The following is a 23,102-nucleotide window of genomic DNA, read 5'->3' on the forward strand; positions in this document are numbered from 1 at the left end:
CCAGCGGCCGGCTCCTGACACGGGATTCCACACCCAACAGAAAGTCTCTTCATGACCAGGTTTGTCCTTAGACGACTGGCGGTCTCGAGCCTGATCCTGCTGGTCGGTTCGCTGCTGATGTTCGTCCTTACGATCAACTCCGGCGACCCGCTCGAGGATCTCCGCGAGTCGACGGCGTCGAATCGTGACCAGCTGATGCAGTCGCGCATCACCAACATGGGCCTCGATCAGCCGTGGTACGTCCGTTACTTCACGTGGCTGAGCGGCGCCGCCGGCTGCCTCATCGGCAAGTGCGACCTCGGCACCGACCGCGCGGGATCCGACGTGACGGCGCTGCTCGCGCAGGCCGCCGGCTCCACGCTGCGTCTGGTGACGATCGCGACGTTCGCCGCGATCATCGTCGGCGTGATCATCGGAATCATCACCGCGATCCGCCAGTACTCCGGCTTCGACTACGTGGTCACGTTCATCAGCTTCCTGTTCTTCTCGCTGCCCGTCTTCTGGGCCGCGGTGCTGCTCAAGGAGTTCGGCGCGATCCGCTTCAACGACTGGATCGCCGACCCACAGATATCCCTGTTGCAGGCGATCGTCACCGGCCTCGTGCTCGCCGTCATCCTGTCCTCGATCATGGGTGGCGACTGGAAGCGCAGGCTCCTCACCGGCGCGATCACGGGCGTGTTCGTGGTCGCCGCGCTCATGTACTTCACCGCGGTGGGCTGGTGGCGCAACCCGGCGCTGGGCGTCGGCCTGGTCGCCCTCGTGTCGCTCGGCTTCGCCGTGGGCCTGGTCGCCCTCATCACGGGCCTGGGCAACCGCCGCGTGCTCTACTCGACCCTCACCACGGTCGGCGTCGGCATCGTCGTGTACTTCGCCGTCGCGCCGCTGCTCGACGAGCCCAACTGGCTCCTGCTGGCCGGCCTCTTCGTCTCCTCGCTTGTGATCGGCCTCCTCATCGGCCGGCTCTGGGGCGGGTACTCGAAGGGCACCGCGATGGCGCTGTCCGCCGTCACCGCGACCTTCATGGCCGCCATGACCTTCCTCGACCACCTGGTCTACGCGTGGGCGGGCTTCCTCCAGCTCAAGCCGCGCCCCATCTCGACCATCGGCTCGCAGACGCCCAACTTCCCGGGCGACTTCTGGGAGACCACGCTCGACTGGGGCACGCAGCTGCTGCTGCCCACCGCGCTGCTCACCCTCGTGTCGGTCGCGAGCTACCAGCGCTACACCCGCGCCTCGATGCTCGAGACGCTCAACCAGGACTACGTGCGCACCGCCCGGTCGAAGGGCCTGGGCGAGCGCACCGTCATCGTCAAGCACGCGTTCCGCAACGCGCTCATCCCCATCACCACCATCGTCGCCTTCAACTTCGCCGGCCTCATCTCCGGCGCGGTCATCACGGAGACGGTGTTCGGCTGGAAGGGCATGGGCGAGCTGTTCAAGTCCGGCCTCAACAACGTGGACCCGGCGCCGGTCATGGCGTTCTTCCTCGTCACGGCCATCGCGGCGATCGTGATGAACATGATCGCGGACATCGCGTACGCGTTCCTCGACCCCCGGATCAGGAGGTAGGGAGCATGAGCACCACGATTCCCACCCCGTCCGCAGATCGGAGCCAGTCATGAGCGATCCTCGTCCCGAGGACCAGCAGCCGGGCACGCCCGCTGCCACGTCGGTCGAGCCGGCGCTCGAGGAGAAGTCCTACAGCCAGGGCCAGCTGGTCCGCCGCCGCTTCTTCCACCACAAGGGCGCGATCATCGCGGTCGTCATCCTCGCCCTGATCACGCTCGTCGCGTTCACGTCGATCGGCTTCGGACCCATTCCGGGCTGGTGGGGCAAGAGCTTCTCCACCACCGGCGCGGTCCTCGACGGCGGCCGTCCCACCATCAGCTGGACCGGCCTGGGCGAGCACCCGTTCGGCCAGGACACCACCGGCCGCGACTACTTCGCGCTGGTGATGCGCGGCACCCAGATCTCGCTCACCATCGCGTTCATCGTGGGCATCGTGTCGACCATCATCGGCACGATCATCGGCGCCATCGCGGGCTACTTCCGCGGCTGGGTCGAGACGCTCCTGATGCGCATGACGGATCTGTTCATCATCATCCCGCTGCTGGTCCTCGCGGCCGTGCTCGGTCAGATCGCCTCCGGCGGCGGCATCGTCGTCCTGGCGCTGGTGCTCGCGCTCGTCACCTGGACGTCGCTCGCACGACTGGTCCGCGGCGAGGTGCTGTCCCTGCGCGAGCGCGAGTTCGTCTCCGCGGCGCGTGCGATCGGCACCGGCCCGTGGCGCATCATCTTCCGCCACATCCTGCCGAACACCGTGGGCGTCATCATCGTGTCGACCACGTTCGCCATCGCATCGGCCATCCTGCTCGAGACCGCGCTCAGCTACCTGGGCTTCGGTGTCCAGGCGCCGGACGTGTCGCTCGGCTCGCTCATCAGCCAGTACCAGACGGCGTTCACCACGCGCCCGTGGCTGTTCTGGTTCCCCGGCATCTTCATCCTCGCGATCGCGCTGTGCGTCAACTTCATCGGTGACGGCCTGCGCGACGCGTTCGACCCGCGTCAGAAGAAGGACGGTGCCTGATGACCGCGACGCCTGAGACGACGCAGCAGCCCGCCGCCGGCGAGCCGGTGCTCTCGTTCGACAACCTCGACATCAAGTTCGGTACCGAGTTCGGCACCGTCCACGCCGTCAAGGGGATCTCCATCGACGTGCGCCCCGGCGAGGTGCTCGCGCTGGTGGGCGAGTCCGGGTCCGGCAAGTCCGTGACCTCGACCTCCGCGCTGGGCCTGCTGCCCGGCAACGCGACCATCAAGGGCGACATCTCCGTCGCCGGCCAGAACGTGGGCGACCTGGGCGACAAGGGCCTGCGCCGCATGCGCGGCAACGACGTGGCCATGGTGTTCCAGGAGCCCATGACCGCGCTCAACCCCGTGCTCACCATCCGCACGCAGATGACCGAGGCGCTCGAGCTCCACGGCATCGCGTACGGCAAGGAGGCGGACGAGCGCGCCATCGAGCTCCTGCGCATGGTCGGCATCCCCGAGCCGGAGCGCCGCCTGTACCAGTACCCGCACGAGTTCTCGGGCGGCATGCGTCAGCGCGTGGTCATCGCCATGGCGATCTCCTGCGACCCCAAGGTCATCATCGCGGACGAGCCGACCACGGCCCTCGACGTCACCGTCCAGGCCGAGATCCTCGACCTGCTGCGCGACCTCAAGGACAAGCTCAACACCGGCATCCTGCTCATCACCCACAACATGGGCGTGGTGGCGGACATGGCGGACCGCGTCGCCGTGATGTTCCGCGGCGACCTGGTCGAGCAGGGCACCGCCCACGACGTGCTCAACAACCCCCAGCACGACTACACCAAGCGCCTGCTCGCCGCCGTGCCCCACCTGGGCCGCCGCGGCGCGACCCCGCCGGTCAAGGCCGGCGACGGCCCGCCGGCGCTCGAGGTGAAGGACCTGGTGGTCGAGTACCACCAGGTGGGCAAGCCGTCCTTCCGCGCGGTCAAGGAGGTCTCCCTCCACGTCAACCACGGCGAGATCGTGGGCCTGGTGGGCGAGTCCGGCTCGGGCAAGTCGACCATCGCGCGCACCGCGCTGGGGCTCATCCCGGCCGAGTCGGGCGCGATCCGCATCCTGGGCCAGGACATCACCCAGATGAAGCGCAAGGACCTCAAGGAGCTCCGCAAGCGCATCGGCGTGGTGTTCCAGGACCCCGCGAGCTCGCTCAACCCGCGCCTTCCCGTGGGTGACTGCATCGCGGAGCCCATGGAGGTCCACAAAGTGGGCGACCGGGCCTCGCGCCGCGAGAAGGTCGCCGAGCTGCTCGACGCCGTCGAGCTGCCCCGCTCCGTGGCCAACCGCTACCCGCACGAGCTGTCCGGCGGCCAGCGCCAGCGCGTGAGCATCGCCCGCGCGCTGTCGCTCGACCCGGAGCTGCTGGTCGCGGACGAGCCGACCTCCGCGCTCGACGTGTCCGTCCAGGCCTCCGTGCTCGACATGTTCACGGCCCTGCAGGACCGCTACGAGTTCGGCTGCCTGTTCGTCAGCCACGACCTCGCGGTCATCGACACGCTCGCGGACCGCGTCGTGGTCCTCAAGGACGGGCGCATCGTCGAGCAGGGCGAGCGCCAGCAGGTGCTCGCCAACCCCCAGGAGGAGTACACGCGCCGCCTGCTCATGGCCGCGCCCGTGCCCAACCCGGAGGAGCAGCTCGCACGCCGCCACGCGCGCTACGCGTTCATGAAGGAGGTGGGCGAGGAGGGCCACGGCCTCCACGTCGACCAGGACTGACGCGCCTTTCGCGAGGGGCCGGCGGGGGAGACCCCGCCGGCCCCTTCGTCTTTCCCGGGACGATGCACGGGCTGGGGACGATGCACGGGCCCGGCCCCGTGCATCGTCCCTCCGCAGGCCCCGGGACCGTCCGCGGCTAGACTGTCTCCCCGTGGCTCTCACTATCGGAATCGTCGGTCTCCCCAACGTCGGCAAGTCGACCCTGTTCAACGCCCTGACCCGCGCGGAGGTGCTCGCGGCGAACTACCCGTTCGCGACGATCGAGCCCAACGTGGGCGTGGTGCCGCTGCCGGACGAGCGGCTCGGGAGGCTCGCCGAGGTGTTCGGCTCCGAGCGCCTGGTGCCCGCGACCGTGTCCTTCGTGGACATCGCCGGCATCGTCAAGGGCGCGTCCGAGGGCGAGGGCCTGGGCAACGCGTTCCTCGCGAACATCCGCGAGGCGGACGCGATCTGCCAGGTGACCCGCGCGTTCGAGGACCCGGACGTCATCCACGTCGACGGCAAGGTCGACGCGGCGAACGACATCGAGACCATCACCACCGAGCTGATCCTCGCGGACCTGCAGACCATCGAGAAGGTGATCCCGCGCCTCGAGAAGGAGGTGCGCGCCAAGAAGGCGTCGCCGGCCTACCTGGCCGCGGTGCAGGCCGCCAAGGAGATCCTCGAGGGCGGCAAGACGCTGAGCGCCGATGCGCCCATCGAGGGACTCGACCTCGCGGAGCTGAGCGAGCTCAACCTGCTCACCGCGAAGCCCTTCATCTACGTGTTCAACCTCGACGAGGACGGCCTCGCGAACGAGGACCTGCGCGCGCAGCTCGAGTCCGCCGTCGCGCCCGCCAAGGCCGTGTTCCTCGACGCCAAGTTCGAGTCCGAGCTGGTGGACCTGAGCGAGGACGAGGCCCGCGAGATGCTCGAGGAGGCCGGCCAGGCCGAGTCGGGCCTCGACCAGCTCGCGCGCGTGGGCTTCGACACCCTGGGCCTGCAGACGTACCTCACCGCGGGCCCCAAGGAGGCGCGCGCGTGGACCATCCACAAGGGCTGGACCGCGCCGCAGGCCGCGGGCGTCATCCACACCGACTTCGAGCGCGGCTTCATCAAGGCCGAGGTGGTCTCCTTCCACGACCTCATGGAGTACGGCTCCGTGAACGAGGCGAAGTCCGCCGGCAAGGTGCGCATGGAGGGCAAGGACTACGTCATGGTCGACGGCGACGTCGTGGAGTTCAGGTTCAACGTGTAGCCGCCGTCCTACATCTGGCGGCTCGATAGGGCGTCCGCAAACCCTGGTAGCTGAAGGTCGGCTGACGTCTCTCCATCCTCGACCCGCGGAGAGACGCCCTCTATCCTGGGGCTATGTCTGCCACCGATGTGACTCCTGAGAGCCTTGCGCTCCGCGATCTCATCGACGCGCGTCGGCAGGAGTTCGACGTGCTTCTGGCAAAGTATGCGGCGACTCGTCCGCGACTGTTCGGTTCTGTCGCTCGAGGCACGGCTCACGAGGACAGTGACATCGACATCCTTGTGGAGATGGACCCCTCCGATGGCAACCTTCTCATGCGGGCTTCGGGGCTGATGGAGGAGGTCAGGGCGCTGTTTGGTCGTGACGACATCGACGTCTTCCCGGCGCAGTTGCTCAAGCGGCAGGTCTCGCAGTCGGCCATCGAGGATGCGGTCGCTCTGTGAGTCGCAGCGTCGAGCAGCGAATCGAGGACATCCTTGACGCGGTCGAGCGGTGCCGTCGGTATGTCGCTGTTCTTGATGGTGGCGATTCCGACGTCATCGACATGGCTGAGGACGCGATCGAACGCAACCTGCAGATCATCGGTGAGGCCGCAAACCACCTGACCTCCGAGGTTGTCGAGGCGCACCCCGAGATCGCCTGGCCGCAGATCCGCGGGTTCCGCAACATCCTTGTTCACCAGTACTTCGGCGTCGACATCGACGTGATCCGGGACGTGGTGGAGAACTATCTTCCGCCGCTCGCTGACGCCGTGCGCCAGCATGTCGAGTCCGGCGAGGACATGCCGTAGGTCGCTGCGTTCGCGGGTCCTTCCGGCGCTATCCGCTGATCCTCACGCGCCTGCTGCGCACCGCGACGAAGATCTTGCTGAAGACCCATCGCACGGCCCACCCGGTGATCCAACCGGCGGCCGCTCCAACGGCTGCGTTGGCGGCACCGATCCCGAATGCTGAAGGTATGAGCTGCCAGTAGGTCAGCGTTCCCGTGTCTTTGATCTCCGGGATGAAGAAGGTCGAGACCCACAGGAGCCCGCCTGCGATCGCAACGGTGAGGAAGAACTGCCATCGTGGCGGCAGGAGCGCCATCACGAAGAATCCCATCAACAGCATCCCGAGAATCATCCTCTGCCCCCTCGCACAGGTGGAACGGAAAGCTGATACAACAACCGCTTGCTGTCCAGTCAAGCAGTACGACCCCGTGGACAGCAAGAGGTTATTCGGCTACGGAACGCGGTGGAGTTCCGCTTCAACGTCTAGAGACGACGCGCTCGGCCGCGCGGGCCGTCGTGGCGGCTCGCCGCGGGCGTCGCGGTAGATCTGCGCACGTCTCGGCGCCGGTTCGTGCCGAGATCTGCCACCACGGCCGTGGGACGCGGGCGGACAGCGGCCCGACGCCGCCCGGGATGGTCGCGGCGGGTCAGGGGGGGCGACGGCTACACGACTTCGCGCCCGCTGACCCAGTCCCGCTCGACCCCGTCCAGCGGATCCGTGAACCGCAGCCGCCGCGCCACGAGCTGCAGCGGCGTCGAGAAGTCGTCCGCCGCCACCTCCCGCACCACCGGATAGAGCGGGTCGCCCACCAGGGCCAGCCCCGCATCGGCCATCTGCAGGCGCAGCTGATGCGTCTTTCCGGTCACGGGGGAGAGCCGGTACCGAGCGAACCCGCCGCGCACCTCGACCACCTCGACCAGGGTCTCGGCATTCGCCGGCCCCGGCACCTGGACCGCCTGCAGGCTCCCGCGGGGCTTCTCGATGCGGCCCACGAGCCGCAGCGGAAACGACAGCGAAGGATCGAACCGCCCGATCGCCTCGTAGGTCTTGGACGCGCCTCCGCCCTGGAAGACCCCAGCGTAGGCGCCGCGGCACGCGCGGTGCGTGGTGAACACCAGCACCCCCGCGGTGAGCCGGTCCAGACGATGCGCGGGCGCCAGGTCCGGCAGGCCCAAGGCCAGCCGCAGCCTCACCAGCGCCGTCTCCCGCACGTGCGCGCCGCGGGGCGTCGTCGCGAGGAAGTGCGGCTTGTCGACGACGACCAGGTTGTCGGTGCGGTCGAGCACCGGCATCGGGAACGGCACGGGCACCTCGGCCGGGAGCGGCCGGTGGAACCACACGAACGTCGCGGGCCGGTACGCCTCGTCGCCGGTGAGCGCCCGGCCCGCATCGTCCACGAACTCGCCGGCCGCCAGCCGCGCGACGACCTCGGCGTGCGCCGGCAGCCGCTCCACCAGGAACTCCCGCATCGTTTCCCACGGCGGCGCCTCGCCGCGCACGGGCGACGGCGTGCGCACCCAGGACGCGTCGAGCCCGTCGCGCTGCGGCAGAGGCGAGCGGCGCGCCATCAGGCCGATGCGGGGCAGGCGGAGCGGGTCACGGAAAGCATCGTACGGAGGGACGATGCGAGGCGGCCCGGGCAGGCCACCGCCAGTTCCTTGGGAGAGTACAAGGGCCCGGATTTTGGCTGGATGCAAGTGTTACGTTGTTCGGCAACGTTCGCCGCTGTGTCCCCCTGGGGCGCGACGCCGGTCCGAGCGTACGAGCACCGCCCAGGCGGTGCATCGTCTCCCGGCAAGAGGCGCGGTGCCTCTCCGTCGTGAACTCAGGTGCGCTGATGAGGCGCCTCATGGAGGTATGTGTGCAGGGTCGAGCAACCGGCTCCTCGAGCCAAACCCGCGAAGAGCGGCGCCGCGGACGCGGTGCCCCCACCACCGGACCCGTCCCCGAGGACACCACGGTGGTCCCCGAGGTCACGCAGAAGCGCGGCTGGAGCCGCTTCTTCCTGCTGGTGCGCCGCTCGCGCGCCCCGTGGCTCCGGATCCTCGTCGCCGTCGGCGTCATCTACTGGATGACCAGGTTCTCGGTGAGCGCCACCGAGCCGGCCAGCCAGCTGCTGACCGGCGACGTGAGCGTCGAGAACGTGACCCTGTTCATCGAGCTCACGCTCGCGGCGACGCTGCTGATGCTCGTCAGCGGGGTCCTCACCGACTACCTCACGGCCGTCACCAACCGGAACCTGCGCACCTCGCTGTGGAAGCACATGCTGCGCCTGCCGCTGTCGTCGTTTGACAGGACGCCGCCCACCGAGCTGCTGTCGCGCCTCACCAACGACGTCGCCAACATCGGCGGCTGGCTGGTCCAGACCCTGGTGACCGCCACCACCATCATCATGGCCGTGTCGATGGCGGGGCAGAGGCTCATGGCCGCCAACCTCGACCCCATCCTGATCTGGGTGGCCGTCGCGGGCCTCCCCATCCAGTGGTTCATCGGGTGGGCGTTCGGCCGCCTCATGTACGTCTTCAGCCGCAACCTCACCACCGAGGGTGCACGCACCACCGTGTCGCTCGCCGAGCGCCTGGTGAACATCCCGCTCATCAAGTCCTTCTCTGCGATGGACCGCGAGACCGAGCGCGTCAACGGCGCGCTCGACAAGCTCTACAAGGCCAACACCCGGATGGGCTTCGGCATCACCGCCATGACGCCGATCAAGACCCTCGGATCTCTCGCCATGGACCTGCCGGTCCTGATCCTCGGTATCAGCCTCGTGGGCGCCGACTCCATGGACGTCCAGGGCTGGGTGTCGTACTGGATGCTCTCCTCCGTGATCCAGGCCGCGGGCTCGCCCGTGCTGAGCCTGTGGGTGGGCGCCAAGTCCGTCCAGGGTGGCACCGCCCGCCTGGGCGCCATCTTCGAGACGGAGATCGAGACCGGCGGCGACGTGGCCCCGGTGACGGCCGCCCCCGAGGTCGCCTTCTCCGACGTGCACTTCGCCTACGGCGACAACCCCGCGCTGCGCGGCCTCACCCACACCTTCCGCCCGGGCACGTGCACCGCGATCGTGGGCCCCAGCGGCGGCGGCAAGTCGACGCTCATCGCGCTCGCGCAGCGCCTGTACGTCCCGACCGCCGGCGAGCTGACCGTCGACGGCGTCGAGGTCTCCCAGTACCGCCTCGAGGAGTACCGGCGCGGCACGGGCAGCGTGCCCCAGGGCGCGACCGCGCTCGAGGGCACGGTCCGCGAGAACCTGCTCTACGGCCTGCGCTCGACCGTCGGCGACGACGAGCTCTCGGCCATGATGGACCGCGTCTGCGGCCCCGACCTCCTGGCGAACCTGCCCGACGGCCTCGACACGGTCGTGGGCGACACCGGGGTGCAGCTCTCGCCCGGGCAGCAGCAGCACCTGCTGCTCACCCGCATGCTCCTCGAGCCGCACCCGGTGCTCCTGCTCGACGAGCCCACCGCGAGCCTCGACCCGGTCGCCGCGCAGCGCGCGATGACCGCGGTGCGCGAGGTCGCGAGCGACGCCACGGTGCTGATCGTGGCGCACACGCCGGCCGCCGTGGCGGTGGCCGATGCGGTGGTCGTCGTCGAGGAGGGCCGCGTCACCGCCGCGGGCGCCGTCCGCGACCTCGCGCAGACCAACCCCTACGTCCGCAGCCTTGTCGAGGGAGACCACGCATGACCACGCTGACTCCGGCCGCGCGTACCGCGCGTCCCCCGCGCAAGGGCGCCTGGAAGCGCTTCTTCCGTATCTTCCGCCTGGTGCGCTTCCCCTGGATGCTCTTCCTGATCGGCACCGGAGCCTCGCTCGCGGTTGTCCCCGTCACCATCTTCGCGGCCTCCGTCAAGGCGAAGGTCCGCATGGGTGACATCCTGGGCGACAACTTCGTCTGGCTGTACGTCGCCGTCATCTTCATCCCCATCCTCGTCAGCACCGGCGCCGCCATCGCGATGGTCTTCATGGGGGCCAAGGTCCAGCGCTCGGCGCAGGGCGTCGCATGGCGCAAGCTCTCGAGCGCCTCCATCGAGGACCTCGAGGCGTTCGACAAGCGCGAGCAGGTCTCGCGCGTGACCAACGACACGTCCGGCATCTCGCAGATTCCCGGCGAGGTCATCAACCTGGTCACGGGCCTGTACTCGATCGGGGCCGCCGTGGTCGCCATCGCGACCGGCCAGAACGTCACCCTCGCGCTGTGGTTCCTCACTCTCATCCCGCTGACCCTGGCGGTCACGTGGTTCCGCGGCTGGCTCTCGCAGCTCGTGGGCCGCCGTCACCAGGACGCGTACGGACTGGCGACCAGCTACTTCGCCAACCGCCTCCAGCGCGTGCGCGTGCTCAAGCCGCTGGGCCTCAACGCGGAGCACGAGGCCGAGGGCACCGTGCCCAACGACACGCTCTTCCGCGCGGAGATGTGGGCCACCCTGCGCACGTTCGTCGGGTCCATCTCCAACTCCACCATCACCACCATCGCGGCGCTCATCGTCTACCTGGTGGGCGCCCAGCTGGTGCGCGATGGGGAGATGGGAGTCGAGGGCATCGCGCTCGGCGTCGAGATCGCGGGCGTGCTCACCGCGGCGATCATGACCTCGATCTCCAGCTATGCCGAGGTCAAGGACGTCCAGGGCGCCACCGAGAAGCTCGCCGTGGTCCTCAACCTCCCCGACGAGCAGTCGGCCGAGGGCGACGCCATCCCCGAGTCGCCCCGCGACATCCACCTGCGCGACGTCCGCCTGGAGCGCGGCGGCTGCCCGGTGCTGCACGACGTCTCGCTGGACTTCCCGGCCGGCTCGGTCACCGCGATCGTGGGCCCCCGCGGCAGCGGCAAGTCCACGCTCCTGCGCGTGCTCGACCGCAGCCTCGCGCCCACGAGCGGCGAGCTGCTCCTGGACCACGAGCCCGCCCGGCGCTACTCGCTCGACTCCTGGCGCGAGGGCACTGCCCTGGTCCCGCAGGACTCGGCGATGCTGTCCGGCACCATCGCGGACACCATCCGCTTCGGCGACCTCGAGATGGGCGACGAGGAGCTGCGCGAGGCCGCGAAGACGGCCGCCGTGGACGAGTTCGTGGACCGTCACCCCGACGGCTATGGCCGCGCCATCGGCCCCGACGGCGCCGGCCTCTCCGGCGGTCAGCGCCAGCGCGTGGCCATCGCCCGCGCGGTGGCGACCCGCCCGCAGTACCTGCTGCTCGACGAGGCCGCCAGCGCCCTCGATGCGGTCACCCACGAGCGCGTCGCGGCCAACCTGCGCGAGGTCTTCGACGGCCGCACGGTCGTCATGACCTCGCACCACCTCGAGACCGTCCGCGACGCCGACCAGATCGTCGTCATGAACGACGGCACCGTCGAGGCCGTCGGCACCCACGGCGACCTGCTCGCCGCATCGGCCACCTACCGATCCCTGGTGACCGCCGCCTCCACCACCCACCCGACCGCCAACCAGGAGGGCATGCGCCGTGATTGACGCATCGAACATCCGCCGGCTCGACAACGGGATGACCGTGATCGTCGAGGACCGTCCCACGGTTCCCGTCGTCACCGTCGACCTCACCTTCGACATCGGCTCCAAGCACGAGGTCGACGGCCAGCGCGGCGTCGCCCACCTCTTCGAGCACCTCATGTTCTACGGCTCCAAGAACGTGCCGTCGGGCGAGCACATGAGCACCATCAACTCGGTGGGCGGCGTGGTCAACGCGAGCACCGGCCTGGCGCGCACCCGCTACTTCGAGACCATCCCCACGCGGGCCCTGCGCCGCGCGCTGTGGCTCGAGGCGGACCGCGTCGCGACCCTCGCCGAGGGAATCAACGCGGAGGCGCTGCGCACCCAGATCGACGTGGTGCGCAACGAGGCGAAGCAGCGCTACGCGCGCCCCTACGGCGGCATCTTCGAGCGTGCGCTCGAGGAACTGTTCCCGGTGGGGCACCCCTACCGCATCGGCCCCATCGGCCTCATGGAGGACCTCGAGGCCAGCACCGTCGAGGACATGGTCGCGTTCTTCCGCCGCTACTACACGCCCGCCAACGCGGTGCTCACCCTCGTGGGCGACGTCCGCGTCGAGGAGGGCTTCGCGCTCGCGCAGGAGTACTTCGGCGGCATCGTCGGTGCGCCCAAGCCCGAGCCGCTGGTGATCGACACCCTGCCGCCGCTCGCGAACGTCCCCACCCTCGCGGTCACGGACACGGTGCCCAACCCCGCCACGTACTACATGTGGCGCACGCCCTCGATCGTCGACGACGCGGTGCCCGCGCTCGACATCGCGTTCGCGACGCTGTGGGGCGGCGCGAGCCGACTCCAGTCGCGCCTGGTCCGCGACACCGGCCTCGCGCTGCGCGTGCAGCCCATGTCCGAGCGCATGCTGGGCAACGGCTTCCAGTGGGGCGGGATCTTCCTCAAGGACGAGAGCGCGCGGCCCGAGGTACGCGCGATCGTGACGGAGGAGCTCACGCGCCTCGCCGAGTCCGGACCCGACGAGGTCGAGTTCGAGATCGCCGGCGCGCTGATCGAGCGCGCCGAGGCGCGCTCCACCACCGACGTGGGCGAACGCGCCGCGGCCCTGTCCGATGCGCACCTCGCGTTCGGCGACGCGACCGCCGCCGATCGCGCGGTCGACCGGCTGCGCGCCGTGACGCCCGAGCAGGTCGCCGCGGCCGTGGGCGAGTGGCTGCGACCCGAGTCCGCGATCGTCATCGACTGGAACCCGGCGGAGTCCGCCGCGACGGCGGGGAAGTCCGCAGACAGGGCCGCCGCCGCGGTCGAGGGGAGCAACTGACATGACCGTTCTCGCGCCCAAGCCCGAGCTCCCCGAGTTCACCCCGTGGTCCGTGCCCGTCCTGGAGGAGTGGGTGACGTCCGCCGGCACGCGCGGCCGCCACCTCGAGTCCGAGGGCACCATGCTGCACGTCTTCATGAACTTCCGTCAGCCCCGCGACGCCGAGCCCCGCGCGATCGAGGGAGTCACCTCGCTCATGGGCCGGCTGTGGAACGAGGGCCCGGTGGGCCTCGACGCCCAGCAGTTCGCCACCGAGTGCGCGCGCCAGGGCCTGCAGATGCAGCTCTCCGGCGGCATGCGCGGCGCCGGCATCGGCCTCAACGTGCCGATGGCGCGCGTGGAGGGGGCGCTCGCCCTGCTCGCCCGCGTGCTGCTCGAGCCCCGCTTCTCCGAGACGGACCTCGAGCGCGTCCGCGCGAACGTGATCGCCGAGCGCAAGGAATCGCGGTCGACCCCCTCGACCGTCGCGGAGGAGACGCTGAACTCGGTGCTGTTCGCCGAGCACGAGCGCCAGTCCCGGCCGGGCGAGGGCACCGAGGCGGAGATCGCGCGCATCACGCGCGAGGACATCGTCGAGCGCTTCGAGACGCTGCTGCGCCCGCAGGCGCTGACCGTCGTCTCCTCGGGCCCGCTGTCCACGGAGGAGTTCCAGGCGCTGCTCGAGGGGAGCCTGGCCGCGTGGTTCGCGCGCGAGGGACGCCCCGCGGACGAGGACGGCGAGCCCGCCGAGCTGCGCGAGCCCGGCCGCCTCGTCTTCGTGGACATGCCCGGTCGCCCGCAGACCACCCTCAAGCTGGCCACGCCCACCGTGCCGGCCTCGGACCCGCGCAACGGGTCGCTGAGCCTGGCGGCGAAGATCCTGGGCCAGGGCCTCGAGTCGCGCATCAACTCCGAGCTGCGCGACCAGAAGGGCTACACCTACGGCCTGAGCGCGTACGGCAACATGGGCAAGGACCGCGGCGCGTTCGCCGTCATGGGCAACGTCGAGGCGAAGAGCACGGGCCCGGCGATCGCCGACCTGCTGCGCATCATCGCCGACTTCCGGGCCGAGGGCCCCACCGCCGACGAGCACCGCCGCGCGGTCGAGTCCAAGGTGGCCAGCCTGCCCATCCGCAACCAGGACCCGGCCGCGATCGCGCGCGACACGGCGGGCGCGCTCATGCGCGGCCTGGGCGGCGACTGGTCGGCGCGCCAGGTCGAGCAGTACATGGCGTCCACCCCGGAGTCCATCCGGGAGCACTTCGCCGCGATCATCCCCGAGCGCATGTCGCTCGTGCTGGTGGGCGACGCGGAGACCTGCCTGCCGCAGCTCGAGGCCGCCGGCGTAACGGTCGACGAGGTGCGCTGACCCCTCTCGCGCACGCACGAACGCCCGGGGCCCGGGCGCCGGAACGCCACTGTTCCCGGCGCCCGGGCCCCGTCGCATACGGACCCGGCCCGTGCATCGGCCCCGGTCCCGGGCGTCCCGGGGTTAGGGTGCGAACTATGAGCGACAGCCTGCCCCCCTGCCCCGAGTGCGCCGAAGAGTACGCCTACGAGATGGGCGCGCTGCTCGTGTGCCCCATGTGCGGCCACGAGTGGTCCGCCCAGGCGCCGGCCGCCGGGGGAGAGGCGGACGCGGACGCGCCGCGCGTCATCAAGGACGCCGTGGGCAACGTCCTCGCCGACGGCGACACGGTCACCGTGATCAAGGACCTCAAGGTCAAGGGATCGTCCGCGCCCATCAAGGTGGGCACCAAGGTCCGCGGCATCCGCCTGGTCGACGGCGTGGGCGACCACGACATCGACTGCACCGTGCCCGGCTTCGGGGCCATGCAGCTCAAGTCCTCGGTGGTCAAGAAGTCCTGACCGGGGGACGATGCGCGGGCCGGCGCCCCTGTCGCGTCGCCCGTCCGCTCACTACGCTGGAGGCGTGACCTCGGGCACCTCCTTCGGCCGCGTCGCGGCGGAGTACGCGCGCGGCCGGCCCGACTATCCGGCCGATGCGGTGGCGTGGATGCTCGAGGGCGTCGAGGGGCAGGTGCTCGACGTGGGCGCGGGCACCGGCAAGCTCACCATCGCGCTGCTGCACCAGCATCATCGGGTCATCGCCGTCGACCCCGACCCCGTCATGCTCGCGACGCTCGAGATCCACGCGCCCGGCGTCATGACGGTGCGCGGGTCCGCCGAGTCGCTGCCCTTCGCGGACGGCTCCGTGGCCGCCGTGGTGATGGGGCAGGCCTGGCACTGGGTCGACGTCGAGGCCGCGAGCGCGGAGATCGCGCGGGTGCTCAGGCCCGGCGGCACGCTGGGCATGATCTGGAACATCCGCGACGAGTACTCGCCGTGGGTCGAGGCGCTCACCCGGATCATCGGCTACTCGCACGCGGAGCGGCTGCTCGACGGGCCTGGGCCCCGCGTGGGCGCGCCGTTCGGCGAGCTCGAGGCCTACGAGACCACGTGGAAGGCGGAGGTCACCGCGGCGGAGGTGCGGGCGCTCGTGCACTCGCGCAGCACCTACTTCTCGGCGCGGGACGAGGCGGCGCACGACGTGGACCTCGCGCTCGAGCAGCTGTTCGCGAGCATCGGCCTGACCGGGGATGCGACCGCGACCATGCCGTACGCGACATTCGCGTTCCGTGCGAGGACGCCGGGCGCGAGCGAGGACACGGCGGACGCGGCGGGCGCGGCGGACGCGGCGGACGCGGCGGACGCGGCGGATGCGAGCGAGGACGCGGCGGGCGCGCCCGCTCCCGACGACGCTTGAGCCGCCCCGCCCGCCTCAGTCCGCGTCGTGGATCTCGCGGTGCAGCCGCTCCATCCGCGCGTCGAGTTCGGCGGCGAGGCCGGCCGCCTCGGTGAGCTCGGCCGTGAGCCGCGCCGGCACGGCCTGGTCGTACTTGTAGTAGATCTTGTGCTCGAGCGAGGCCCAGAAGTCCATCGCGACGGTGCGGAACTGCAGCTCGACGGGCACGTGCACCGTGCCCGAGGACAGGAACACCGGCACCGTCACCACCGCGTGCAGGCTCTGGTAGCCGCTGGGCTTGGGGCGCGCGATGTAGTCCTTGACGCGCACCACCGTGACGTCGTCCTGCGCGGTGAGCAGGTCGAACAGCCGGTAGACGTCCGCGGTGAAGGCGCACGTGATGCGCACGCCCGCGATGTCGTGGATGTGGCGGCGGACGGTCGCGAAGCCGCCGTCCAGGCCCTTGCGGCGCACCTTCGCCGCGATCGAGTCGAACGACTTCACCCGGCTGTTGACGTGCTCGATCGGGTTGTAGTCGTGCATGTGCTGGAACTCGTCGGACAGGATCGAGATCTTGGTCTCGATCTCGCGCAGCCCGAACTCGTACTCGAGCAGGAAACGCTGGAAGCCGTCGCGCAGCTCGAGGAGCTGCCGCGACGTGGGCGCCATGACGGGGGACGATGCAGGGGCGGGGTTCGCCGCGCCCGGCACGGGCACGGGCGGGAGCGGGTGGGTCACGGAGCCTCCGTCGGTTGCTCTGGGGCCAACGAACAGGGCGGGCCGTCGGTGCCCGCCGCCCGCGCATCGGTCCCCCTCACGTGACCGCCCGCGTCACCAGGTCGACGATCCGCGCCGCGACCTCGTCGGTCACCTCGACGAGGGCGAAGGACGTGGCCCACATCGCGCCGTCGTCGAGGGCGGCCACGTCCTGGAACCCGAAGGTCGCGTAGCGCGAGGAGAACTTCGCGCCCGACTGGAAGAAGCACACCACCTTGCCGTCCTTGGCGTAGGCGGGCATGCCGTACCAGGTCTTGGGCGCCAGCTCGGGAGCCGTCGAGGTGACCAGGTCGTGCACCCGCCGCGCGAGCTCGCGGTCCGCGGGCTCCATCTCCGCGATCTTCTCCGCGCACGCCTCCGCGTCCGCCTGGGCGCCCTGGGCCCGCTTCGCCTCGCGCGCCCGCTCGCGCATGGCCGCGCGCTCCTCCTTGGTCCATCCCGCCGTGTCGCTCACGCCGTGCTCCTTCCGTGCGGACGCCCCCCGGGGGGGACGTGCATCGTTCCCACGCTATCCCCGCCCCTGGCACGATGGGCGGCATGCAGAGCACTCCGCACCTCGCCCGCAAGGTCGTCGCCGAGCTGGTGGGCACCGCCTTCCTGCTCATGGCCGTCGTGGGCTCCGGCATCATGGCCACCCGCCTGTCGCCCGACGACGTGGGCCTCCAGTTGCTCCAGAACTCCGTCGCCACCGGCGCCGCGCTCGTCGCGCTCATCCTCGCGCTCCAGCCCGTGTCCGCGGCGTTCAACCCCGTGGTGACCCTGGTGGAGCGCGCGCTGGGCCTCATTCGCACGCTCGACGCGGCGGTGCTCATCGCCGCGCAGGTCGTGGGCGGCACGGTCGGCGTCATGCTCGCGAACCTCATGTTCGACCTCGACGCGGTCACCCTGTCCACCAAGGAGCGCGCCGGCACCGGGCTGTGGATCGCGGAGGTGATCGCGACGCTGGGCCTGGTCCTCATCATCTTCGGCTCGGTGCGCGCGGACCGCTCCCGCACCGTCGCCTTCGCCGTGGGCGGCTACATCACCGCCGCGTACTGGTTCACCTCGAGCACCAGCTTCGCCAACCCGGCCGTCACCATCGCGCGCATGTTCTCCGACACGTTCGCGGGCATCGCGCCCGCGAACGTCGCGATGTTCATCGCCATGCAGCTCCTGGGCGGCGCGATCGCCGTCGTGCTGGTGCGGGTCCTCTACCCGGAGCGCCAGCGCGCGCTCGTCGCGGCGGGGGACGATGCGCCGGCCGGGGACGGCGCGCGCCCGTAGGGCGCGGGTCCCGGTAGGGCGCGCATCCGGCCGCGACGGGACGCCCCTGCCGCACACGACAACGCGGGGACGGGCCTCCCGGCCCGCCCCCGCATCGTCCCCCCTCAGGGACTGTGCGAGCTCGTCAGTCGAGCTCCGCGATCCGCTCCTTCATCTGCGCGAGCTGCGCCTTGACCGGGACCGGCACCTTGGCGCCGTAGCCGCGCAGGAAGGCCTCCGCGTCGGCGGCCTCCGCCTCGAGCGACGCCTTGTCGAGCGCGAACAGCTCGGCCCACGCCGCGTCGTCGACCCCGGCGCGGTCGTGGTCGATCGCGCCCTCCGCGGGCGTGTACCCGAACGGGCCGTCCTGGGTCTCGCCCTGGCCGTCGAGGCGCTCGAGGATCCACTTGAGGACGTGGATGTTCTCGCCGAAGCCGGGCCAGATGAACTTGCCGTCCGAGCCCTTGCGGAACCAGTTGACCTGGAAGATCTTCGGGGCCCCGCCGGCGGCCTCCGCCGCGGCGCCCACGTCGAGCCACTTGCGCCAGTGGTCGGCCATGTGGAGGCCGGCGAACGGGAGCATCGCGAAGGGGTCGCGACGCAGTTCGCCCACGGTGCCCTCGGCCGCGGCGGTGCGCTCGGAGGCGAGCGTCGCGCCCATGAACACGCCGTGCTGCCAGCTGCGGGCCTGTGCGACGAGCGGCACGTTGGTGGCGCGGCGGCCGCCGAAGATGATCGCGTCGACCACCACCCCGTCCGTGTCCTCCCAGTCGTCGGAGATGGTGGGGCACTGCGCCGCGGAGACGGTGAAGCGGGCGTTGGGGTGCGCGGCCGGCTCGTCGGAGTCCGGCGTCCAGTCGCGGCCGCGCCAGTCGATCAGGTGCGCCGGCGGCTCGGGCGTCTGGCCCTCCCACCACACGTCACCGTCGTCGGTGAGCGCCACGTTGGTGAAGATGGTGTCGCGCTCCATGGTGTCCATCGCGACCGGGTTGGTGTCGCGGCCGGTGCCGGGGGCGACGCCGAAGAAGCCGGCCTCGGGGTTGATGGCGCGCAGGCGGCCGTCGGGGCCGGGCGCGATCCAGGAGATGTCGTCGCCCAGGGTCTCGACCTTCCAACCGGGCAGCGTGGGCTGGAGCATCGCGAAGTTGGTCTTGCCGCACGCACTGGGGAAGCCGGCGGCGATGTGCCGGACCTCGCCGCGCGGGCTGGTCACCTTGAGCAGCAGCATGTGTGCGGCCAGCCAGCCCTCGTCCTGGCCGATCACGGAGGCGATGCGCAGCGCGAACGCCTTCTTCGCGAGGATCGCGTTGCCGCCGTACGCGGAGCCGTACGACCAGATCTCGCGGGTCTCGGGGAAGTGGGTGATGTACTTGATGCGGTTGCACGGCCACACGACGTCCTGCTCGCCCGGCTGGAGCGGCGCGCCCACGGTGTGCGCGCACTTGACCCACTCGGTCTCGGGGCCGATCTGCGCGAGCGCCGCCGATCCCATGCGGGTCATGGTGCCGGTCGACAGCACCACGTAGGGGGAGTCCGTGACCTGGACGCCGTAGCGGGTGAGCGGTCCGCCCACGGGGCCCATCGCGAACGGCATCACGTACATGGTGCGGCCGCGCATCGCGCCGCGGAACAGCCCGTCGAGCGTCTCGCGCATCTGCGACGGCGGCACCCAGTTGTTCGTGGGGCCGGCGTCCTCCTCCTTGGCCGAGCAGATGAACGTCCGCCCCTCGACGCGTGCCACGTCGTCCGGGTTCGAGCGCGCCAGGTAGGAGTTGGGGCGCTTCTTGTCGTTCAGCGGGAGCAGCGTGCCCGCGTCGACCATGCCGGCGATGAGGCCGCGGCGCTCCGCGGGGGAGCCGTCGCACCAGACCACCTCGTCCGGCTGCGCGTGGGCGACCAGCTTGTCGACCCACGCGACCACGCGGGGGTCGGCGTCGGCGGGGGTGTTCACGGTGCGGGGCTCGTGCTCGGTGATGGTCATCGCTGCTCCCTGATGGTTGGGGACTTCTGCTGCTCTGGAGAGGGCGGCGGTTCGGGAAGGGACCGCCTGGTTTCGACGCTAGAGGGGACGATGCGGGGATTGCGCGGGTCTTTCGCGTGAAGTTTGGCGATTCTTTCCGTAGGGTGAAGCCATGCCGGATCTCGCCACGCTCGGGCGCCGCGTGCGCCACTTCCGGCTCGAGGCCGGGCTCACCCTCGAGCAGCTGGGGCGCGACCTCGACGTCGCCCAGAGCCAGCTCTCGCTCATCGAGAACGGCCACCGGGAGCCCCGCCTCACGCTGCTGAGCGCGCTGGCCGAGCGGCTGGGCGTGGGCGTGGGGGACCTGCTCGACGCGACGCCCCCGAGCCCGCGGGCCGCCCTGGAGATCGAGCTCGAGAAGGCCCAGGCGAGCGCCGCGTACCGCGAGCTGGGGCTGCCCGAGCTCCGCGCCGGCCGGGCGCTGTCCGACGACGTGCTGGCCGCGCTGGTGGGCCTGCACCGCGAGCTCGACCGGCGCGCGCGGCTCGCGATCGCGACGCCGGAGGAGGCGCGCCGCGCCAACACCCGCCAGCGCATGCGCATGCAGAAGCGCGACAACCACCTGCCCGAGATCGAGGCGCTCGCGAGCGAGGACGTGGCCGCCGCGGGGCACGAGGGCGGCGCGCTCACCCACCGCACGGTCACGCTCATGGGCGAGCGGCTGGGGCTGTCCATCGTCCACGTCGACGACCTCCCGCACTCGGCCCGCTGCGTGCTCGACCTCGAGAGCGGCCGCATCTACATCCCCCCGGCCTCGATCCCCGGCGGGCACGGGCTGCGCTCGCTCGCGCTCCAGGCCATGGCGCACGTGCGCCTGGGCCACGGCGAGCCGCGCGACTACGCCGACTTCCTCGCGCAGCGCCAGGACGCGAGCTACTACGCCGCGGCGTGCCTCATGCCGACGGACGCGGCCGTCGCGTTCCTCGAGCGGGCCAAGCGCGATCGTGACATCGCGATCGAGGACTTCCGGGACGCGTTTGGCGTCACCCACGAGGCGGCCGCGCTGCGCTTCACCAACCTCGCGACCACGCACCTGGACATGACGCTGCACTTCCTGCGCGTCGCCGGCGACGGCACCGTGGTGCGCGCCTACGAGAACGACGGCCTGCCGCTCCCGGTGGACGCCACGCGTGCCACGGAGGGTCAGGTGGTGTGCCGCGAGTGGAGCGCGCGGCGCGCGTTCGCCCGGACCACCCGCACCACCGAGTACTACCAGTACACCGACACCCCGGCGGGCACGTTCTTCGAGGCCACCCAGACGGGCGTCGCCGAGTCCGAGGAGTTCTCCATCACGCTGGGCGTGCCGTACCGGGAGTCCAAGTGGTTCCGCGGGCGCGACACCACCAACCGCGCGCAGTCGCGCTGCCCGGACCTGAGCTGCTGCCGCCGGCCCGACGAGGAGGCGTCGCAGCGGTGGCGGGGGAGGGCGTGGGCGAGCGCCCGCGTCCACGCGCACATCTTCTCGCCCCTGCCGCAGGGCACGTATCCGGGGGTCGATGACCGCGAGCTGTACGCGTTCCTCGACTCCCACGCCGCCGACGGCGAGGAGTGAGCGGCTAGTCCTCCGCGGCCTGGCGCGCCCGGTAGGCGTGCACCGCCGCGCGGTTGGTGCACGTCGGGGAGCAGTACTTGCGCGACCGGTTGCGGGACATGTCGAGCACCACGCCCTCGCAGTCGTCCATGGCGCAGCGGTCCAGCCGGGTCATCTCGTCCGCGCGGATCACGTCGATCATCGCCATCGCTGTCTCGACCAGGATGCGCGCGTGCAGCGGGGCGTCGTCGCTCGTGCCGTGGATGTGCCAGTCGCGGCCGTCGTGGCGCACCAGCCGGGGGAGGGCGTGCTGCTCCGCGAGGATCGCGTTGACCAGCGGAACCGCCTCGTCCCGCGTGGCGCTGAAGAGCCGGCGCAGCGGCGTCCGGATCGCACGCACCCGCTCGAGGTCGCCCTCGCCGGGCGGCCGGCCCGAGAACTCGAAGCGCGCGTAGAACTCCGTCAGATCCTCGAACGTCTCCAGCGTGTCCGGCTCGAGCTCCGAGTTGGCGAGGAACACGCCGGACTCCAGCGCCTCGACGGTGTCACTGGCAAAACTCATTTTGACACATTACCAGAGTGCGCGTACCGTCATGAGTCATGACTGTTTTTGCTCATGACGCCGCCCGCGGGCGGCTGGCGGCCGGACTCGGCTTCGCGCTCGTCTCCGCGCTCTCGTTCGGCGCCTCGGGTTCGCTGGGGCGCGGCCTCATCGATGCGGGCTGGACCGCCGGCGCCGCGACGCTCGCGCGCGTGACCATCGCGGCGGTGGTGCTCGCCGTGCCCGCGTTGCTCGCGATGCGCGGCCGCTGGGGCGCGCTGCGCCACGGCTGGCGCCTCGTGGTCGCCTACGGCCTGTTCGCGGTGGCGGGCTGCCAGCTCTTCTACTTCATGGCCGTGACCCACCTCGACGTGGGCGTGGCGCTGCTCATCGAGTACATGGCGCCCGTCGCCGTGGTCGCGTGGCTGTGGGTCCGCCAGGGGCACCGGCCGTCGCCGCTGACGCTCGTGGGCGGGGCCGTCGCGCTCGGCGGCATGGCCCTGCTGCTCGACTTCCTGGGCGGCAGCGTCCACGTCGACGTCGTGGGCGTCGGTTGGGCGCTGCTCGCGATGGTCGGCGCGGCCGTGTACTTCGTGATCGGCGGCGACAACTCCACCGGGCTGCCCCCGGTGATGCTCGCCTGGGGAGGCCTCGTGGTCGGCGGCGTCGCCCTGGCGCTCGCGGGCCTGGTGGGCCTGCCGATCGCGGCGACCACCGCATCGGTCGCGCTCGTGCCCGTCACCCTGCCGTGGTGGGGCGCCCTCCTGCTGCTCGGCGTCGTCACGGCGGCGGTCGCATACGTCACCGGCATCGCCGCGACGCGCCGCCTGGGCGCGCGCCTGGGCTCGTTCGTCGCCCTCATCGAGGTGGTCGCCGCCGCCGGATTCGCGTGGCTGCTGCTCGCGCAGGCGCCCGCGCCCGTCCAGTACGCCGGCGCCGCGCTCATCCTGGGCGGCGTCGTGCTCGTCAAGCTCGGCGAGCCCGGCGAGCCCGCGCTCGAGATCGCCCCGGACGGCACGTCCGACGCGGTGCCCGACACCGTGCCGGCCGAATTCGTCGCGGAGGCCCGTGCATCGTCCCTCGACAATCCCGCCATGGCGGAGGCGTCCCAGGCACAAGGCGGATAGACCGGATAGACTGGGGTGCCGGTCGACGTCGTCCCGGCTCCCCCTTCTTCTCTCA

The 23,102-nt window shown here is 71.0% G+C and carries 21 protein-coding genes; 15 read left to right on the forward strand and 6 right to left on the reverse strand.

What is annotated here, in order from left to right; all coding sequences use genetic code 11:
• The first annotated feature begins 51 nt into the window (after positions 1–51).
• From AOM03_RS07330 to AOM03_RS07355, 6 genes are all read left to right on the forward strand, one after another.
• Entirely contained in the window at positions 52–1,569 is a 1,518-nt protein-coding gene (locus AOM03_RS07330; RefSeq protein ID WP_062379841.1) for an ABC transporter permease, read from the forward strand.
• Positions 1,570–1,618: 49 nt separating this feature from the next.
• Positions 1,619–2,587: an ABC transporter permease gene (locus AOM03_RS07335; RefSeq protein WP_062379843.1), complete on the forward strand. Its 969-nt coding sequence runs from the start codon at positions 1,619–1,621 to the stop codon at positions 2,585–2,587.
• Positions 2,587–4,305, forward strand: coding sequence for an ABC transporter ATP-binding protein (locus tag AOM03_RS07340; RefSeq protein ID WP_062379845.1), 1,719 nt, complete (start codon positions 2,587–2,589; stop codon positions 4,303–4,305). Before AOM03_RS07335 ends, AOM03_RS07340 begins: the two co-directional genes overlap by 1 nt.
• Positions 4,306–4,456: 151 nt before the next feature.
• On the forward strand, positions 4,457–5,542 hold the full coding sequence (gene ychF, locus AOM03_RS07345; protein WP_062379847.1) for a redox-regulated ATPase YchF: 1,086 nt from the start codon (positions 4,457–4,459) through the stop codon (positions 5,540–5,542).
• 113 nt (positions 5,543–5,655) lie between these two features.
• The gene (locus tag AOM03_RS07350; RefSeq protein WP_062379849.1) at positions 5,656–5,985 is read left to right on the forward strand and encodes a nucleotidyltransferase family protein; all 330 of its coding nucleotides are present in this window, start codon (positions 5,656–5,658) and stop codon (positions 5,983–5,985) included.
• The gene (locus AOM03_RS07355; protein ID WP_062379852.1) at positions 5,982–6,332 is read left to right on the forward strand and encodes a HepT-like ribonuclease domain-containing protein; all 351 of its coding nucleotides are present in this window, start codon (positions 5,982–5,984) and stop codon (positions 6,330–6,332) included. The genes AOM03_RS07350 and AOM03_RS07355 overlap by 4 nt, the downstream gene beginning before the upstream one ends.
• A 28-nt stretch (positions 6,333–6,360) precedes the next feature.
• Here AOM03_RS07355 and AOM03_RS07360 read toward each other — a convergent pair whose 3' ends face one another.
• Entirely contained in the window at positions 6,361–6,663 is a 303-nt protein-coding gene (locus AOM03_RS07360) for a hypothetical protein (protein WP_062379854.1), read from the reverse strand.
• Positions 6,664–6,974: 311 nt separating this feature from the next.
• Positions 6,975–7,880 carry a pseudouridine synthase gene (locus tag AOM03_RS07365; protein WP_062379856.1) on the reverse strand — a complete coding sequence of 302 codons (906 nt, stop codon included), beginning with the start codon at positions 7,878–7,880 and terminating at the stop codon, positions 6,975–6,977.
• 392 nt (positions 7,881–8,272) lie between these two features.
• Between AOM03_RS07365 and AOM03_RS07370 the strand changes: the two genes are divergently transcribed.
• The 6 genes from AOM03_RS07370 to AOM03_RS07395 all read left to right on the forward strand — a co-directional run bounded on the left by AOM03_RS07370 (position 8,273) and on the right by AOM03_RS07395 (position 15,830).
• On the forward strand, positions 8,273–9,997 hold the full coding sequence (locus AOM03_RS07370; RefSeq protein ID WP_062379858.1) for an ABC transporter ATP-binding protein: 1,725 nt from the start codon (positions 8,273–8,275) through the stop codon (positions 9,995–9,997).
• Positions 9,994–11,778 carry an ABC transporter ATP-binding protein gene (locus tag AOM03_RS07375; RefSeq protein ID WP_062379860.1) on the forward strand — a complete coding sequence of 595 codons (1,785 nt, stop codon included), beginning with the start codon at positions 9,994–9,996 and terminating at the stop codon, positions 11,776–11,778. Before AOM03_RS07370 ends, AOM03_RS07375 begins: the two co-directional genes overlap by 4 nt.
• Positions 11,771–13,084 carry a M16 family metallopeptidase gene (locus tag AOM03_RS07380; protein WP_062379862.1) on the forward strand — a complete coding sequence of 438 codons (1,314 nt, stop codon included), beginning with the start codon at positions 11,771–11,773 and terminating at the stop codon, positions 13,082–13,084. The genes AOM03_RS07375 and AOM03_RS07380 overlap by 8 nt, the downstream gene beginning before the upstream one ends.
• 1 nt (position 13,085) lies before the next feature.
• Complete coding sequence (locus AOM03_RS07385; RefSeq protein ID WP_062379865.1) at positions 13,086–14,432, forward strand: M16 family metallopeptidase; 1,347 nt, start codon at positions 13,086–13,088, stop codon at positions 14,430–14,432.
• Between the two features lie 137 nt (positions 14,433–14,569).
• Complete coding sequence (locus AOM03_RS07390) at positions 14,570–14,932, forward strand: zinc ribbon domain-containing protein YjdM (RefSeq protein WP_062379867.1); 363 nt, start codon at positions 14,570–14,572, stop codon at positions 14,930–14,932.
• A 64-nt stretch (positions 14,933–14,996) separates the two neighbouring features.
• A complete protein-coding gene (locus AOM03_RS07395; RefSeq protein ID WP_227589925.1) occupies positions 14,997–15,830 on the forward strand; it encodes a class I SAM-dependent methyltransferase in 834 nt (277 codons plus the stop codon).
• A gap of 15 nt (positions 15,831–15,845) precedes the next feature.
• On the opposite strand, the gene AOM03_RS07400 is transcribed toward AOM03_RS07395, so the two are convergent.
• Positions 15,846–16,478: a GTP pyrophosphokinase gene (locus AOM03_RS07400; RefSeq protein ID WP_062380167.1), complete on the reverse strand. Its 633-nt coding sequence runs from the start codon at positions 16,476–16,478 to the stop codon at positions 15,846–15,848.
• Positions 16,479–16,623: 145 nt separating this feature from the next.
• Entirely contained in the window at positions 16,624–17,040 is a 417-nt protein-coding gene (locus AOM03_RS07405) for an iron chaperone (RefSeq protein WP_369345446.1), read from the reverse strand.
• Positions 17,041–17,123: 83 nt separating this feature from the next.
• Between AOM03_RS07405 and AOM03_RS07410 the strand changes: the two genes are divergently transcribed.
• A complete protein-coding gene (locus AOM03_RS07410; RefSeq protein ID WP_156157672.1) occupies positions 17,124–17,849 on the forward strand; it encodes an aquaporin in 726 nt (241 codons plus the stop codon).
• A 124-nt stretch (positions 17,850–17,973) separates the two neighbouring features.
• Here the strand turns inward: AOM03_RS07410 and AOM03_RS07415 are convergent, their stop codons facing one another.
• The gene (locus tag AOM03_RS07415) at positions 17,974–19,809 is read right to left on the reverse strand and encodes a phosphoenolpyruvate carboxykinase (GTP) (RefSeq protein ID WP_062379871.1); all 1,836 of its coding nucleotides are present in this window, start codon (positions 19,807–19,809) and stop codon (positions 17,974–17,976) included.
• A 151-nt stretch (positions 19,810–19,960) separates the two neighbouring features.
• Here AOM03_RS07415 and AOM03_RS07420 point away from each other — a divergent pair, with 151 nt between their 5' ends.
• Positions 19,961–21,400 (forward strand): helix-turn-helix domain-containing protein, encoded by a 1,440-nt coding sequence (locus AOM03_RS07420; RefSeq protein WP_062379873.1) that lies wholly within the window; start codon positions 19,961–19,963, stop codon positions 21,398–21,400.
• Positions 21,401–21,404: 4 nt separating this feature from the next.
• Here the strand turns inward: AOM03_RS07420 and AOM03_RS07425 are convergent, their stop codons facing one another.
• The gene (locus AOM03_RS07425; RefSeq protein ID WP_062379875.1) at positions 21,405–21,941 is read right to left on the reverse strand and encodes a CGNR zinc finger domain-containing protein; all 537 of its coding nucleotides are present in this window, start codon (positions 21,939–21,941) and stop codon (positions 21,405–21,407) included.
• 38 nt (positions 21,942–21,979) lie between these two features.
• On the opposite strand from AOM03_RS07425, the gene AOM03_RS07430 reads away from it, so the two are divergent.
• Positions 21,980–23,047: an EamA family transporter gene (locus AOM03_RS07430; protein WP_082092233.1), complete on the forward strand. Its 1,068-nt coding sequence runs from the start codon at positions 21,980–21,982 to the stop codon at positions 23,045–23,047.
• Positions 23,048–23,102 lie beyond the last annotated feature (55 nt).

Source organism: Demequina pelophila, assembly GCF_000971175.1.
Taxonomy (GTDB): domain Bacteria; phylum Actinomycetota; class Actinomycetes; order Actinomycetales; family Demequinaceae; genus Demequina; species Demequina pelophila.

What these genes read in the sequence shown, in the direction of transcription:
- AOM03_RS07330 (WP_062379841.1), top strand. Translation starts at nt 52, where the DNA reads ATGACCAGGTTTGTCCTTAGACGACTGGCGGTCTCGAGCCTGATCCTG.
- AOM03_RS07335 (WP_062379843.1), top strand. Translation starts at nt 1,619, where the DNA reads ATGAGCGATCCTCGTCCCGAGGACCAGCAGCCGGGCACGCCCGCTGCC.
- AOM03_RS07340 (WP_062379845.1), top strand. Translation starts at nt 2,587, where the DNA reads ATGACCGCGACGCCTGAGACGACGCAGCAGCCCGCCGCCGGCGAGCCG.
- AOM03_RS07350 (WP_062379849.1), top strand. Translation starts at nt 5,656, where the DNA reads ATGTCTGCCACCGATGTGACTCCTGAGAGCCTTGCGCTCCGCGATCTC.
- AOM03_RS07360 (WP_062379854.1), bottom strand. Translation starts at nt 6,663, where the DNA reads ATGATTCTCGGGATGCTGTTGATGGGATTCTTCGTGATGGCGCTCCTG.
- AOM03_RS07365 (WP_062379856.1), bottom strand. Translation starts at nt 7,880, where the DNA reads ATGGCGCGCCGCTCGCCTCTGCCGCAGCGCGACGGGCTCGACGCGTCC.
- AOM03_RS07375 (WP_062379860.1), top strand. Translation starts at nt 9,994, where the DNA reads ATGACCACGCTGACTCCGGCCGCGCGTACCGCGCGTCCCCCGCGCAAG.
- AOM03_RS07385 (WP_062379865.1), top strand. Translation starts at nt 13,086, where the DNA reads ATGACCGTTCTCGCGCCCAAGCCCGAGCTCCCCGAGTTCACCCCGTGG.
- AOM03_RS07390 (WP_062379867.1), top strand. Translation starts at nt 14,570, where the DNA reads ATGAGCGACAGCCTGCCCCCCTGCCCCGAGTGCGCCGAAGAGTACGCC.
- AOM03_RS07400 (WP_062380167.1), bottom strand. Translation starts at nt 16,478, where the DNA reads ATGGCGCCCACGTCGCGGCAGCTCCTCGAGCTGCGCGACGGCTTCCAG.
- AOM03_RS07410 (WP_156157672.1), top strand. Translation starts at nt 17,124, where the DNA reads ATGCAGAGCACTCCGCACCTCGCCCGCAAGGTCGTCGCCGAGCTGGTG.
- AOM03_RS07415 (WP_062379871.1), bottom strand. Translation starts at nt 19,809, where the DNA reads ATGACCATCACCGAGCACGAGCCCCGCACCGTGAACACCCCCGCCGAC.
- AOM03_RS07420 (WP_062379873.1), top strand. Translation starts at nt 19,961, where the DNA reads ATGCCGGATCTCGCCACGCTCGGGCGCCGCGTGCGCCACTTCCGGCTC.
- AOM03_RS07425 (WP_062379875.1), bottom strand. Translation starts at nt 21,941, where the DNA reads ATGAGTTTTGCCAGTGACACCGTCGAGGCGCTGGAGTCCGGCGTGTTC.
- AOM03_RS07430 (WP_082092233.1), top strand. Translation starts at nt 21,980, where the DNA reads ATGACTGTTTTTGCTCATGACGCCGCCCGCGGGCGGCTGGCGGCCGGA.